We start from the raw sequence: 13,860 nt of genomic DNA on the forward strand, positions 1-13,860 counted from the left end.
CCTGCCGGTGCCGCACGCCGGCACGGGGCTACTTCCGCCCGATGAACCAGTCCTGCAGCTTCCGCAGCCGGGTCTGCAGTTGCTCCTCGTTGGCCTGCGCCACGGCCGGACCGCCGCAGACCGTCCGGAGCTTCGTGTGGACCACCCCGTGCGGGGTCCCGGTCCGGGCGGACCAGGCCGCGACGTTCTTGGCGAGCTCCGTGCGCAGGTCCATCAACATCCGGTGGTCTGGAATGGCCGGGGCCGCCGCGGCCGCAGGCGAGGCAGCAGACTGCGGGGCGCGCGCGTTCTTGCGGTTCAGCTGCTCGTGCTGGCGCTGGCGCAGCAGTGTGCCGACCTGGTCGGCGTCGAGCAGGCCGGGGATGCCGAGGAAGTCGAGCTCGTCCTCGGAGCCCACCTCGCCTCCGGTGCCGAACTCGCCGCCGTCGAACAGCACGCGGTCGAAGGATGCCTGCGAATCCAGGGCCTCGAACTTGCCCTTGGTCAGCGAATCGGAAGCCTTCTCCTCACGGTTCGCCTCGTCCATGAGCGAGTCTTCGGGGTTGAAGAGGCCGTCGCCGTCGTCCTTATCCGGGCGGTCCAGGGCGTGGTCCCGTTCTGCCTCCATCGAGTTCGCCAGCGCCATCAGCTGCGGTACCGAGGGCAGGAAGACCGATGCCGTCTCGCCGCGCTTGCGGGCACGCACGAAGCGCCCCACGGCCTGGGCGAAGAACAGCGGGGTGGAGGTGGAGGTCGCATAGACGCCCACGGACAGCCGCGGGACGTCCACGCCTTCGGAGACCATCCGGACGGCCACCATCCAGCGCTTCTCGCTCGCGGTGAACTCCTCGATCTTGCTGGAGGCCTTGGCGTCGTCGGAAAGGATGACAGTGGGCGATTCGCCCGTGATCCGCTTCAGCTGCCCGGCGTAAGCCCGCGCGTCGTCGTGGTCGGTGGCGATCACCAGGCCGCCGGCGTCGGGGACCGTCCGGCGCACTTCGCTGAGCCGTTTATCGGCTCCTGCCAGCACTGCGGGGATCCACTCGCCGGCCGGGTTCAGCGCCGTGCGCCAGGCCTGCGAGATGATGTCCTTGGTCACTGCCGATTCGCCGAGCGAGGCGGCCATTTCATCCCCGGCGCCGGTGCGCCAGCGCATCTGCCCGGAGTACGCCATGAACATGACGGGGCGGACCACGTGGTCACGGAGCGCCTTGCCGTAGCCGTAGGTGTAATCGGCCTTGGAGCGCCGGATGCCGTCGCGGTCCTCGGCGTACTCGACGAACGGGATCGGCGAGGTGTCGGAGCGGAAGGGCGTGCCCGTCAGGGAAAGCCGGCGGGCGGCCGGATCGAAGGCCTCACGGAGCCCGTCGCCCCAGGAGAGGGCCTCACCGCCGTGGTGGATCTCGTCGAGGATGACGAGCGTCCGGGCCGCTTCGGTCTTGGCGCGGTGCAGCATCGGTTTGCTGGCCACCTGCGCGTAGGTGACCGCGACGCCGACGAAGCCGCGGCCGTGCTGGCCGTCCGCGTTCTTGAAGTTCGGGTCGATGGCGATGCCCACCTTGGCCGCGGCGTCGGCCCACTGGCGCTTGAGGTGGTCGGTCGGCGCCACGATGGTGACGCGGTTGACGGTACCGGCCTCGATCAGCATGGAGGCGACCCGGAGCGCGAAGGTCGTTTTACCGGCCCCCGGCGTGGCGACCGCGAGGAAGTCTTTCGGGTGGACGCTGAAGTAGCTGTCGAGGGCTTCCTGCTGCCAGGCACGGAGCTTCGGTGCGGTGCCCCAGGCTGCCCGTTCGGGATATGCGGGAGGCAGCACGGGCCCGCCGAAGAGTGTTTCTGTCACCGGGGTCCCTCCACTACGTCTGCCGCTGCCGGAGAAACCCAATTAAGCACAAAAACACCAATCTTTTTCGGATGAACCGTAAGCATGAGCCGGGAACGCCGCGCGCCAGCCGCGCACGGAAAATCAGGGACCTGCCCGCGGAGGTTTCCCGGCCGGGACAGGAGTGATGGTCACACCACGGAAGCGGGGCGGCGGACTGTGCCGCCCGGGAAGGATCTCCGGTTACTTGTCCCCGGAGCCCTTGCCGCCGCTGCTGTCGGGGCGGAGGCCGTCGTAGACCTCTTTGCATTCCGGACAGACGGGGAACTTCTTCGGGTCACGGCCGGGTGTCCACACTTTGCCGCAGAGCGCGATGACCGGCTCCCCGGACAGTGCGGATTCCATGATCTTTTCCTTGCGCACGTAGTGCGAGAAGCGTTCCCGGTCGCCCGGCTCCACTTCCTGGCGCAGTTCCTCGCGCTCGATCGTGGCCGTCGACGTTCCGGCTCCGGAGAGCTCGCGCATCGGGTCGTTTTCGAGGGGATCGGTCATGCTAGTCATGACACCCATCTTAGCCGCTGGAACCGACGGACTTGCGACAGAACGGCCCCGGCCCGGCACTGGCGGGGTCCTACAGACCCTGCCAGGCGGGCTTGTTGTCGAAGCTGTGGCGGTAATAGTCGGCGAGCCGGAGGGAGGACGCCGCGGCCTCGTCCACCAGGATCGTGGCATGCGGATGCAGTTGCAGCACCGAGGCCGCACAGATGGCGGCGACAGGTCCTTCGACAAGGTCCCGTACGGCCTGCGCCTTTTGCGCCCCGGTGGCGATGAGAATCACGTGCCGGGCGGCCAGGATGGTCCCCAGGCCCTGGGTGATGACGTGGTGGGGCACCTCGGCCAGGCTTCCGAAGAACCGCGCGTTGTCCCGGCGTGTCTGCTCAACCAGCGTTTTGATCCTGGTTCGGGAAGCGAGCGAGGAACCCGGCTCGTTGAAGCCGATGTGGCCATCGGTGCCGACGCCCAGGAGCTGCAGGTCCACTCCCCCGGCGTTCCTGATGGCGTCCTCGTAGGCCTGGCAGGCGGCGGGGACGTCTGCGGCCGCACCGTCCGGGCCGTGCACGCTGGCCGGGCTGATGTTCACCTGTTCCGTGAATTCGCGCCTGATGACCTCGCGGTAGGACTCCGGATGGCCGTGCGGCAGCCCCACATACTCGTCGAGGGCAAAACCCCGGACCCGGCTGAAGTCCAGGCCGTCGCGCTCGTGCCGCCGCGCGAGCTCGGCGTAGACGGGCAGCGGCGAGGATCCGGTGGCCAGGCCCAGGACGGCGTCCGGCTTCCGCCGCAACAGCCGCTCGATCGCGTCCGCAGCAAGCGCAGCGATCGCCTTGCTGCCGGGGAGGATAACGACTTCCATGGTCCGGGCCCTTTCTGCGGTGGTACTGCTGCCGTGCGTTCCGGGTGGCATGCCCTACTGGCAGGCTATCCCAGTCGGGTCCTTCCCGGACCCTGTCAGCGGTTGACGGCCAGCTGGGCCAGCAGCTCGGGTGCGCGCGCGTCCAACCACTTTCCGCCGAGCCGGACCCCCGCGGCGAACAGGCCCAGCCCCAGGACCGGCCCGAGGACCAGGTTGATCCAGCCCGGCACGGTGCTTCCCGTGACGAGCTGCACGGCCACGAGGGCGGCTTCGGGGGCCACGAGGAGCAGGAGCACGGCCATGCCGCCGAACTGCACCGCCATGGTCTGTCCCACGTTGCCTGGCGGCTTCTTGAACGGGCTGTCCCCCGGGAGCGGCACGGCGACGGTGTAGCGGGCCGAAACCACCGAGGACAGTCCCATCCCGCTGAACAGGACCCCGAGCGAGAGCCCCAGCACGCCCGGCAGAAGCGCCCAGTCGCCGCTGAACAGGAACGGGAGGATGCTGAAGGCCACCGCGGCGGGCAGCGCGAACACCAGGCACGCGATGGACCGGCCGAGCCTGTCCTGCACGCCGCGCAGGCCGGTGGACACGTGCAGGGCAAAGGCCGTGCTGTCGTAGGAAACATCGGAGGAGATGGACCAGGCCAGCAGGAACGCGGTCAGCGGCCCGATGAAGACCAGCAGCCCGTAGGAGCCGGTCTGGCTGCCCTGGAAAATCAGCAGCACCGGCAGCAGCGGAACGACCACGAGCGCCCCGGCGTAGCGCGGGTCCCGGAGCCAGTAGGTCAGCGAGCGGGCCGCGACCGCTCCGGTTGGCGTGGCCGGGAACAGGGCGAAGAGACCCAGTCCGCCGGTCCGCTTTTTGGCGCTGCCTTCGAAGGGCGGGGTGACGAGGGCGCGCCGCAGCAGGGCCATCCAGCACAGGGCAAGGCCGGCCGTGGTGGCCAGCGCGATGGCGAACTTCTGCGACGCGGCCGCGTAGTCTCCGGCGGCCAGCTCGCCGCCGAGGGACCAGGCGGCCCCGGCCGGCGTCCAGGCAAGCGCCCGGGCCAGCCCGGTCAGGAAATCCCCCGACTCGGCGATCCCCCGGGCGATGCCTCCCACGATCGGCCCCATCAGTACCAGCGGGATGAGGAAGACGATGGCGCTGACGTCCTTGAAGCGGCGCGAAGCGGCAAGTCCTGCCGTGGCCGTCGTCACCACCTTGGACACGAGGACACAGCTCAGCAGGCCCAGAACGGCCCCCACCAGGGCGCCCGCCGCGGCGGGGACGCTCCGGGACCAGGTGCCTACGGTGGCCAGCGCCACAAGCGAGGTCGCCACGCCCGGGATGCCGATGAGGCCGCCCAGGGCCAGCCCGGCCAGCAGCTGCGGCATCGGCACAGCCGAGGTGGTGAACCGCGAGGGGTCCAGGGTCATGTCGGCCGCGGACGCCGCCACCGGGATGATGGCCCAGCCCAGCAGGGCCGCTGCACCGCCCAGCACCACCACTGTCTGGGCCAGCGCGATGTCCGCCTGCCGCAGGAACAGCAGCCCGGCGACGCCGAGCCCCACGATGCCCAGCGCGTACAGGGCGCCGAGCCCGAGGCCCACGAGCTGCCACGGGCTGCGCCGGACGCTGTTGCGCAGCAGGGTGAGCTTGAGCCTTAGAAGGTGCGCAACCATTCCAGTCCTTCCGTGTTGCCGCGGCCGCCGACGAGCTGGACGAAGCGGTCCTCGAGGGACTCGCCGTCCCGGACCTCGTCCACCGTGCCGGCCGCCAGGAGCCGGCCCGCGGCGACGACGGCCACGTGGTCGCACATCCGCTGGACCAGGTCCATGACATGGCTCGAGACGATGACGGTCCCGCCGGAGGCCACATAGCGGTCCAGGATGTCGCGGATGTTGGCCGCGGAGACGGGATCCACGGATTCGAACGGCTCATCCAGCACCAGCAGCCTGGGTGCGTGGATCAGCGCCGAGGCGAGGGCAATCTTCTTGGTCATGCCGGCGGAGTAGTCCACCACGAGGGTCGCGGCGTCCTGGCCCAGGTCCAGCGCGGAGAGCAGCTCCTTGACCCGGTCCGCCACCACGCGCCGGTCCATGCCGCGCAGCAGACCGGCATACGTCACGAGCTGTTCACCGGTCAGCCGGTCAAAGAGCCGCACGCCGTCGGGCAGGATCCCCATCAGCTTTTTGGCTTCCAGCGGGCGCTGCCAGACATCGACGCCGTGCACGTGGGCCGTGCCGAACTCGGGCCGCAGCAGCCCCGTGGCCATCGAGAGCGTGGTGGTCTTGCCGGCGCCGTTGGGGCCGACGATCCCGTAGAACGAGCCGGCCGGCACGTCCAGGCTGAGGCCGTCGACGGCGATCTTGTTACCGAAGCGCTTGGCGAGCCCGCGCAGGGACAGGGCGGGAACCGGCGGCAGGTTCCCAGGGGCATGAGTTTCCGGTTGCTGAGAAGTCATGTCGTTAGACTAACTGCCGCCGGCCGCGAAAAGGATCGTCCGGAAGGCGTACCCGGGCCTAGAAGGAGTGGCGCGGCAAGGCCCGCTCGTACTGTGGCGGCCAGGCCAGCTCGTGGCCCAGTTCAAACGCGGCACGCAGCCACCAGTGCGGGTCCCGCAGCGCGGCCCGGGCGATGAACACGCCGTCGGCCTGGCCGGTGGCCACGGCATGCTCCGCCTGGCCCGCCGAGGTCAGCAGCCCGACAGTTCCGGTAGGCAAACCTGTTTCGCGCCGGATCCGGGCGGCGAATCCGGTCTGGTAGCCGGGCCCCACCGGGATCACCTGATGGGCCACGGCCCCGCCGCTGGAGACGTCGACAAGATCCACGCCGTGTTCCGAGGCGGCCCGGGCCAGCCGGACCGAGGACTCGACGTCGATCCCGCCCTCGGCCCAGTCGGATGCGGAGATCCGCAGCAGCAGCGGCATGGAATCCGGGATGACCTTGCGGACGGCGTCGACCACGGCCAGGGTCAGCCGATTGCGGCCGGCCTCGTCGCCGCCCCAGGCGTCGGTCCTGTCGTTGACGAGCGGGCTCTGGAACTGGTGCAGCAGGTAGCCGTGGGCGCCATGGATCTCAATCGTGTCGAAACCCGCGTCGACGGCCCGCACCGCGGAGGCCGCGAAGTCGGCAATCACGCCGTCGATCTCCGCCAGCGTCATGGCTGAAGGGGCCGCATAGCCGTCGAAGGCCCCGGTGCCGGGTCCCACGGTGTCCCAGCCGCCGTCGGACGCCGGGACCGTGCCCTGCTTGCCGGAGAACGGCCAGTAGGAGGATGCTTTCCGGCCGGCGTGGGCCAGCTGGGTGCCGATTTTGGTGTCAGCGGTTCCGTGGCGGTGCACGAACGAGGTGATCCGTTCCCAGCCGGCAGCCTGTTCGTCGTTGTAGATCCCGGCGTCCCGGGGGCTGATCCGGCCCGCGGCGTTCACGGCGGCGGCCTCGGTGAGGATGAGGGCCGCACCGCCGGTGGCGAAGGCGCCCAGGTGCATCAGGTGCCAGTCGTTGGGGACCCCTTCCCCGGTCTCGGGACCGCAGCTGTACTGGCACATCGGCGAGACCCAGCCACGGTGCTGCAGCTGCATGGAGCGCAGGTCCAGCGGCGTGAACAGGGCCGAACCCATCAGAACAGCACCCGGGCCAGGTTCTGGCGGGACTTGGCGACGCGCTCGTCGGCGGCTCCCACGACGTCGAACAGCTCCAGGAGGCGGACCCGGGCCTTTTCGCGCTCGGGGCCGAAGTTCCTGCCGATGAAGGAGACGATCCGGCCGAGTCCGTCCTCGACGTGTCCGCCGGCGACGTCCAGATCGGCGACGCAGAGCTGCGCGTCGAGGTTGTCCGGCTCATCAGCGGCCTGCCGCCGGAGGGCGTCGGTGTCCGCGGCGGAAAGGGGCTGGAGCCGGCCCATCAGCTCCACCTGCGCCAGCCCGGCCTTGGCGTCGGCATCGGCCGGCATTTCCAGCAGGGCCTGCCGGTAGGCGGCTGCCGCCGTGGCGTAGTCCCCGGCCTCGATCGCGTCGAAGGCCTTCTGGTGCAGCGGCGGCAGCGGCGGAGCCTCGGCCTCCACTCCGGCTGCGCCGGGTCCGGCGGCACCGATCCGGCCGGTGACACCGTTGGCTGCTGCGACCTTGAGCAGTTCATCGAGCAGGGTACGGATCTGCTCTTCCTCGGCCCCGCCCTGGAACAGCGGCACGGGCTGGCCCTTGACCACGGCGACGGCAGTCGGCACGGCCTGGACCTGGAAGGCCTGGGCGAGCTGCGGGAAGGCTTCGATGTCGGCGGCGCCGAGCACCATCCGGCCCTCATAGCTGTCCACGATCCGGGACAGGGAGTCCACGAGCTCGCCGGAGCCTGGTGAATAGCCGGCCCACAGCGCGATCACTACGGGAACCTGGGCAGAGAGGTCCACGAGTTCCTGGAAGTTGGCCTCGGTCACCTCCACCCGCAGGGGGCTTCCGGCGTGTTCCGTGGCGTCGGCCGCGGGGGTCTGGGCACCGGGGGCTCCCGGGGCGGGAGGGGCCGCGGCTCCTCCGGCGGCAGCGGGCGCCGGTGGGCGCTGCTTCAGCGAGGAGAGGTCGACGGCGCCCCGCAGGTTGAGCGGGTTGGCTGCAGCTGGCGGGACCGGGCGGGAAGCTGGCGAAGTCATAGCTCCACTCTAACCACTGCAGCCCCGCCCGGTGCCACCTGGAAACGCAGCGGCCCGGCGGCAGCGGCGCACCGCTGCGGCCGGGCCGCTGTTACTGCAAGGGGGCCGGGGGTTACTTGAAGCCTGCCCCGACCAGGCCGCGGGTGGCCGCGATGAGCTTCATCGGGTCCGTGGATCCTGCCGGCGGGACGTAGACGGCCACGGACTCGGCGAAGTTCAGCACCATGCCCGTGCTGGTTTCTTTGCCGCCGGCCAGGGCGGCCGCGTCGTCACCGATCGTCAGCTTGTCACCGGACGCCTTGGGCGTGCCGTCGAACGTGAAGGTCAGCCGCCCCAGGACCAGCGCACCGCCGTCGGCGGTGCGGAACACAACAGTGCTCTCGGGCAGTGCCTTGTGGGTGAAGGAGAACGTCCCGTTGACACCGGAATTGACCACGTCCGCCTGGTAGGCGAGTGTGTCCCCGATGTACGGGGAGGATTCTCCCTCCACGAGCTTGTCCTTGAACGGGGACTCGGCAGTGGTCAGGCGGTCGCCGAGTCCGGCCAGCGCTTCCTCACCGCTGTACAGGAGCCCCGTCTTCTCTGACGGTGCAAGCGTCTCGGTGCCGTCCCGGGGGATGGCCGGGAACGTCGTGCCCGGCTGCAGCGGAGCGGTGCCAACCAGCTTGTAGTTCTCGCGCGGCGATGCCTGGGTCAGCGTGAGCAGCTGCGGAACAACGTTGCCGTCGCCCTGCGTCACGGCCATGACCGAGCGCGGCCAGGTCCGCTTGTTGGTGACCACGGTGGTCAGGAGCTTGGCGGCGCGGACCGGCATCCGCGGCTCGTAGGCACCGACCTGGGAGCTGATCTTGTAGTTCGCCGTGCGGACTTCAAGCTCCGTCTGGGCCACGCGCGGCTCGAGCTTGGAGGCATCCTTTGCCGCGTCGCCGGCGTCGACGGCGCCGGCGACCTGCTCGAGGATCCGGCGGAACTGCGCATCGATCAGCACGGGAGCGTCCTCCGCCGCGGCGCCGGTGGACGCGGCGGGACCCGGCGCGGGAGCGCTGGTGGACGTGGAAGGGGCCGGCGCCGGGGTCTGGCTGGCCTGGGCGGCCACACCGCTGCCTGCGACGGCGGAAGCCGTCAGGACGGCTAGGACCGCTCCGGACCGGCGCAGCCGCTGCAGGGCGGTGCGCGGGACGGCGGCAATGGTTTCGGCCGGTTTCTCCGGCTCCACCGTGGGGATGGCGGACGTTGTGCCGTCGGCGTCCTTGCCCGCGACGCGTCCGGTGGTCTTGGCCCGCGGACGGTCAGCGAACAGGCGGCCGATTGGACCGCCCTTGGAGCCGCCCGTGCCGTTGCCGTTGCCGGCTCCCGTCCTGGGTTTGAGCACCAGCAGCGCGCTGCCGGCCACGATGAGCAGGCCGCCCAGCCCCATAAGCGGAATGGCCCACGGAGTGGAGGTGTCGTTCGGGAAGGTCATGGTGATCGACGTCGGGGCGGGCTTGGTGCCGTCCGACGCGAGCAGGAGCGACCAGTCGCCGTCGGCGGGCGGGGTCCACGCGTAGTTCAGTTCGCCGCTGGCGTTCTCCGTGGTCACCCACAGGTCCGAGCCGGCAGGCGTCGGCGCGGTTGGCTCGCCGTCGGCATGCGTCAGCTGCAGTGCCTTGCCGTCTTCGGAGACTCCGGACACGGTGTTGTGGGCGGCAGGGCCCACCCATGCGTCGACGTCGTCCGGGCGGCCGACGGCCAGCATGAAGCTGCCCTCCCCCTTGACATTGATCTTCACGGTGCCGCCGTGCAGCGTGCGCAGCTTCTCGTCGAAAACGGTCAGCGGCGCCGCGGTGGCATCGGCAGGGGCGGTGGCGGTGACGGTCTCGGCCGGAGCCCAGATTGTCTTCTGGCCGATTCCTGCCAACAGTGTCAGGAGGCCGAGCAGCATTAATGCAACTGCAGTCTTGAAACGCAAAATATTACCCATCATCAGCGGACACTTAGATTCAATGGTAACCATTTTGTTACCCGGGAGTCAGATCGGCAGATTTGTCAAGGCCTCCGGCGGCGGGCATGTGAACCTGCGAACCGCGGGCTAACAAGCCTGCTGATAGTGTTTGCGTTGATCGTCACATCCGGCCCGCGACCGCGGCTCCACAGGGGATAACCAGAGATAAAGGGCATTAAGCGCAGTGAGTGAACACACGGATTCGTCCCCCGCCGGACAAGAAGTCAGCCCAGAATCCGGAGCCGAGGAATTGGGGCCCCAGGAGCACGTATCGAAGCGCCGGGCCGCCGTGGCGGAAGTCCTGACCACCGTGGCGCGCCGCCTGCGCCAGCCGATCCCGGGCGCGCAGCCGCGGCTCCGTTTCGAAATGCCGCCGGAGCATGAGCAGGACTCCATCACCCCGGAAAGCGAGACGAGCGCCCGCTTCGGCAACCCGGGGCCGCGGATGTCCTCCCAGCACCCCCTCTACGTCGGATTCATGGGGACGGTCGGCGTCGGCGTGGCCCTGCTCGTGTACTGGATCGGTTCCAACACCACCCAGCTCCTGCTCTGGATAGTGGCCGCACTGTTCATCGCCCTCGGCCTGGACCCCGTGGTGCGCTGGCTCGAGGGCAAGAAATTCCCCCGGGCCGCCGGCATCCTCGTCTCCGTCGCCACCCTGGCCGTGGCCGTCGCCGGCTTCTTCGCGACCCTGATCCCCACGATCGTCCAGCAGGTGACCCAGATAGTGCAGCAGGCGCCGCGCTGGATCCAGGACTTCATCGACTCCGACTTCTTCCGCAGCCTCGACAGCCAGTTCGGCGTGCGGGATCGGATCAGCCAGGAACTCGAAAAATTCGTCAACAACCCCGAGGCGATGGGCGGCATCTTCGGCGGCGTCGTCGGCTTCGGCACCACCGTCGCAAACGGCCTGTTCGGGACGCTGATTGTCCTGGTCCTGAGCCTCTATTTCCTGGCCGCCCTGCCCGCCATGAAGAAATGGGGGTACCGGCTGGCGCCGCGGTCCCGCCGCGCCCGGGTGGAGGCCCTCTCCGAGGAGATCACGGCCTCGGTCGGCAACTACGTGATCGGCCAGGCGGTCGTCGCTTTGGTCAACGCCACGTTCGCGTTCATCGTGATGACAATCGTCGGCGTCCCGTTTGCCGTGCTGCTCGCCTTCGTTGTGGCCCTGCTCGCCTTCATTCCGCTGGTCGGCGGCTTGATCGCCGGCGTGATCGTGACCTTGATCGCCCTCACCGCGGGCTGGCAGACGGCAGTGGTGTACGCGGTCTGCTACTTCGCCTACCTGCAGTTCGAGGCGTACTTCATCTCACCGCGCGTGATGCAGAAGGCCGTCGCGGTGCCTGGCGCCGTGGCCGTCATCTCGGTGATCGCCGGCGGCAGCCTGCTCGGTGTGCTTGGTGCCCTCATCGCCATCCCCACGGCCGCGGCGATCATGCTGCTCGTGAAGGAAATCTTTATTGTCCGCCAGGACAACCACTGACGCAGGCGCGCCTCAGGCGTGCGCCGTGGCGACCGGGCCGTCCCATTCCCGCGGCAGCCCGGTCTCCCCGGTTGCGCCGGGAAGGACCTCGTCCACGATCTCGTTGAGCACCCGGCCTGCGTACTTCTCCCCCACCCACAGGTGCTTGGCGCCGTCGACCCCCACCACCCGGGCCTGCGGCACGAGGCTGAACCGCCCGGCCGCGGCCATCGGCTGCAGGTAGTCGTCGTGCTCCGGCACCAGCACTTTCAGCGGTTTGCCTGATCCTGCCCATTCCTTGAGGTGGACATCGGTGGCACGGTGCAGCGGGGGCGAGAGCAGGATGGCGCCCTCGATCTCGGAAGCGACCGGCTCGGATGCACCGTACATCAGGGCCAGCTCGGTCCCGAAGGACCACCCCACGAGCCAGCGGTTGGGCAGGCCGCGGTCCACGGCGAACTGCACGGCCGCTTCCACGTCGAGGCGTTCGCCGATGCCCTCCTCGAATTCCCCCGTGCTGGTGCCGCGCGGGGAGGCGGTGCCGCGGGTGTTGAAACGGAGCACGGCGATTCCGGCCAGCGCCGGCAGCCGGTAGGAGGCCTTGCGGTAGACGTGGGAGTCCATGAAGCCGCCGTGCGTCGGCAAGGGGTGCAGGGTGATCAGGGTCGCCTTGATCCCGCCGGATTCCGGCAGCGCCAGCTCGCCGACCAGCCGGTGGCCGTCCCGGGTGCGTAGTTCCACGTTTTCGCGGTGCGCCGGCAGCACTGTGGAGGCGCGGATCGCGGTGGGTGCGGAGGGCTGGCTGAAAGCGTACGACGCCGGGTCAAAGGTCATGCTGACCAGCTTAGCGATACCGGTAACTGCGCGAGGTCCAGCAGTTCGAATGCCAGTGCCGGCGCTCGGCCAGCCCGGCGGCCGCACCGAAGATATGGTCCTCGGACCAGACCACGAGGTGGGCCACGCCCGGGAGGACTGCGGTGAAGCAGCCCGGGCAGATATAGGTCTTACCGGCCTTGGCCGCCGTGATGGAACGGACCATCCATTCGCCGTCCGGAGCGCTCTCCCGGCGGGCAATTCCCGAGCGCGCGCGTTCCAGGTCCAGTTCGGGTACCGGCCCGCCCCTGGTTCCGGGCTTCGCTGCCTTGCCGGCGGCGGCCCTTCCGGTGGCCGTTCTTCCGGAGACGGCTCGGCGGGGTCGGTTGGAACGGGGCATGGTTCCATTCTGCCCCAGGCCGGAGCCCCCCGTTCCCTCCAGCCGGTACAGTTGACCGGGTGCGTTTAGTCATAGCCCGCTGCTCCGTCGATTACGTCGGCCGGCTCAAAGCCCATCTTCCGCTGGCCACCCGCCTCCTGCTGGTCAAGGCCGACGGTTCCGTCCTGGTCCACTCCGACGGCGGTTCCTACAAGCCGCTGAACTGGATGAGTCCGCCGGCCTCGCTGCGCGTCTCCACCCCGGAGGAGATCGACGTCGAGGTCGGGGTGATCGAGCAATGGACCGTCCAGTCCGCCAAGACCGATGACCGGCTGATCATCAACATCCACGAGCAGCTGCACGACACGTCCCACGAGCTGGGCCAGGACCCGGGCCTGATCAAGGACGGCGTGGAGGCGGACCTGCAGCGCCTGCTGGCCGACCAGATCGAGCTCCTGGGCAGCGGCTTCACCCTGGTCCGCCGCGAGTATTTCACCGCGATCGGCCCCGTGGACATCCTGGCCCGGGACGCCGACGGCGCCACCGTCGCCATTGAGCTGAAACGCCGCGGCGACATCGACGGCGTCGAACAGCTCACGCGGTACCTTGAACTGCTGAACCGAGACCCTTTACTGGCCCCGGTCCGCGGAGTCTTCGCGGCCCAGCAGATCAAGCCCCAGGCGCGGGTCCTCGCGAAGGACCGCGGCATCGATTGCCTCACGCTCGACTACGACGCCATGCGCGGAGTCGACGACAGCGAATCCCGCTTGTTCTAGCGCACCGCCCTTTCCTGGCACCGGTTCCGGCCCGGGAATTCGCTCCCGTTGGGGTTCATCAGTTCTTTGTACAAAATTTGAGGAATTCTCTGCCGGGACCGTTGACCTTACGCAAGTGTCATGAAATTCTTATACGAGTCTTTGTGTAGGTGTTTTTTTATGCTCGCAAGACATGTTGCGAGCGTGAAGCTCCTGCCGCCGAAGCCCGGTTTTCCCGGTCCGGAAGCCAAAGGTTCTTCTCGCAGAGTGACCAAGGCCGGCGCGAAGTGTGCCGGACTTAAACGAGATTGACAATGAGGAGAAATACATGGCACAGGGAACCGTCAAGTGGTTCAACGCTGAAAAGGGCTTCGGCTTCATCACCCCGGATGACTCCGATGGCGATGTCTTCGTTCACTACTCCGAGATCCAGACCGGCGGCTTCAAGACCCTCGACGAGAACGCCCGCGTTCAGTTCGAGATCGGCCAGGGCGCCAAGGGCCCCCAGGCTACCGGCGTCACGCTGGTCTAGTCTCCCGCTGGGGGGCTGCCCCAGGCAGTCTCCGCGATGAATGATCCCCGGCATTGGTGCCGGGGATCATTCTTTTGTTTGCCGGAAGAACAG

General features: G+C 68.9%; 13 protein-coding genes. 3 read left to right on the plus strand and 10 right to left on the minus strand.

Annotated elements, in window-relative coordinates; genetic code table 11:
* Positions 1–28: 28 nt before the first annotated feature.
* The 8 genes from ABIB51_RS08330 to ABIB51_RS08365 all read right to left on the minus strand — a co-directional run bounded on the left by ABIB51_RS08330 (position 29) and on the right by ABIB51_RS08365 (position 9,766).
* Entirely contained in the window at positions 29–1,822 is a 1,794-nt protein-coding gene (locus ABIB51_RS08330) for a DEAD/DEAH box helicase (protein ID WP_354187321.1), read from the minus strand.
* Between the two features lie 222 nt (positions 1,823–2,044).
* A complete protein-coding gene (locus ABIB51_RS08335; protein ID WP_502916095.1) occupies positions 2,045–2,362 on the minus strand; it encodes a DUF3039 domain-containing protein in 318 nt (105 codons plus the stop codon).
* A gap of 70 nt (positions 2,363–2,432) precedes the next feature.
* The gene (nagB, locus tag ABIB51_RS08340) at positions 2,433–3,215 is read right to left on the minus strand and encodes a glucosamine-6-phosphate deaminase (RefSeq protein WP_354187325.1); all 783 of its coding nucleotides are present in this window, start codon (positions 3,213–3,215) and stop codon (positions 2,433–2,435) included.
* A gap of 95 nt (positions 3,216–3,310) precedes the next feature.
* A complete protein-coding gene (locus ABIB51_RS08345; RefSeq protein WP_354187327.1) occupies positions 3,311–4,882 on the minus strand; it encodes a transporter in 1,572 nt (523 codons plus the stop codon).
* Entirely contained in the window at positions 4,864–5,664 is an 801-nt protein-coding gene (locus ABIB51_RS08350) for an ABC transporter ATP-binding protein (protein WP_354187329.1), read from the minus strand. The genes ABIB51_RS08345 and ABIB51_RS08350 overlap by 19 nt, the downstream gene beginning before the upstream one ends.
* Positions 5,665–5,722: 58 nt before the next feature.
* Positions 5,723–6,823: an NADH:flavin oxidoreductase/NADH oxidase gene (locus ABIB51_RS08355; RefSeq protein WP_354187331.1), complete on the minus strand. Its 1,101-nt coding sequence runs from the start codon at positions 6,821–6,823 to the stop codon at positions 5,723–5,725.
* Positions 6,823–7,845 (minus strand): tetratricopeptide repeat protein, encoded by a 1,023-nt coding sequence (locus tag ABIB51_RS08360; RefSeq protein ID WP_354187333.1) that lies wholly within the window; start codon positions 7,843–7,845, stop codon positions 6,823–6,825. The genes ABIB51_RS08355 and ABIB51_RS08360 overlap by 1 nt, the downstream gene beginning before the upstream one ends.
* A gap of 112 nt (positions 7,846–7,957) precedes the next feature.
* Complete coding sequence (locus tag ABIB51_RS08365) at positions 7,958–9,766, minus strand: DUF8094 domain-containing protein (protein ID WP_354187335.1); 1,809 nt, start codon at positions 9,764–9,766, stop codon at positions 7,958–7,960.
* A 349-nt stretch (positions 9,767–10,115) separates the two neighbouring features.
* On the opposite strand from ABIB51_RS08365, the gene ABIB51_RS08370 reads away from it, so the two are divergent.
* A complete protein-coding gene (locus tag ABIB51_RS08370) occupies positions 10,116–11,309 on the plus strand; it encodes an AI-2E family transporter (protein WP_354187517.1) in 1,194 nt (397 codons plus the stop codon).
* Between the two features lie 12 nt (positions 11,310–11,321).
* Here the strand turns inward: ABIB51_RS08370 and ABIB51_RS08375 are convergent, their stop codons facing one another.
* Together ABIB51_RS08375 and ABIB51_RS08380 are read right to left on the minus strand one after the other, a co-directional pair.
* On the minus strand, positions 11,322–12,122 hold the full coding sequence (locus ABIB51_RS08375) for an alpha/beta hydrolase (protein ID WP_354187337.1): 801 nt from the start codon (positions 12,120–12,122) through the stop codon (positions 11,322–11,324).
* A gap of 10 nt (positions 12,123–12,132) precedes the next feature.
* On the minus strand, positions 12,133–12,501 hold the full coding sequence (locus tag ABIB51_RS08380) for an Rv1322 family protein (protein WP_354187339.1): 369 nt from the start codon (positions 12,499–12,501) through the stop codon (positions 12,133–12,135).
* Positions 12,502–12,560: 59 nt separating this feature from the next.
* Here ABIB51_RS08380 and nucS point away from each other — a divergent pair, with 59 nt between their 5' ends.
* Positions 12,561–13,256, plus strand: coding sequence for an endonuclease NucS (gene nucS / locus ABIB51_RS08385; protein WP_354187341.1), 696 nt, complete (start codon positions 12,561–12,563; stop codon positions 13,254–13,256).
* A gap of 307 nt (positions 13,257–13,563) precedes the next feature.
* Positions 13,564–13,767, plus strand: a complete 204-nt coding sequence (locus ABIB51_RS08390) for a cold-shock protein (protein WP_024365900.1) — start codon at positions 13,564–13,566, stop codon at positions 13,765–13,767.
* Positions 13,768–13,860: the final 93 nt, after the last annotated feature.

This window comes from Arthrobacter sp. UYCu712 (assembly GCF_040547005.1).
Taxonomy (GTDB): domain Bacteria; phylum Actinomycetota; class Actinomycetes; order Actinomycetales; family Micrococcaceae; genus Arthrobacter.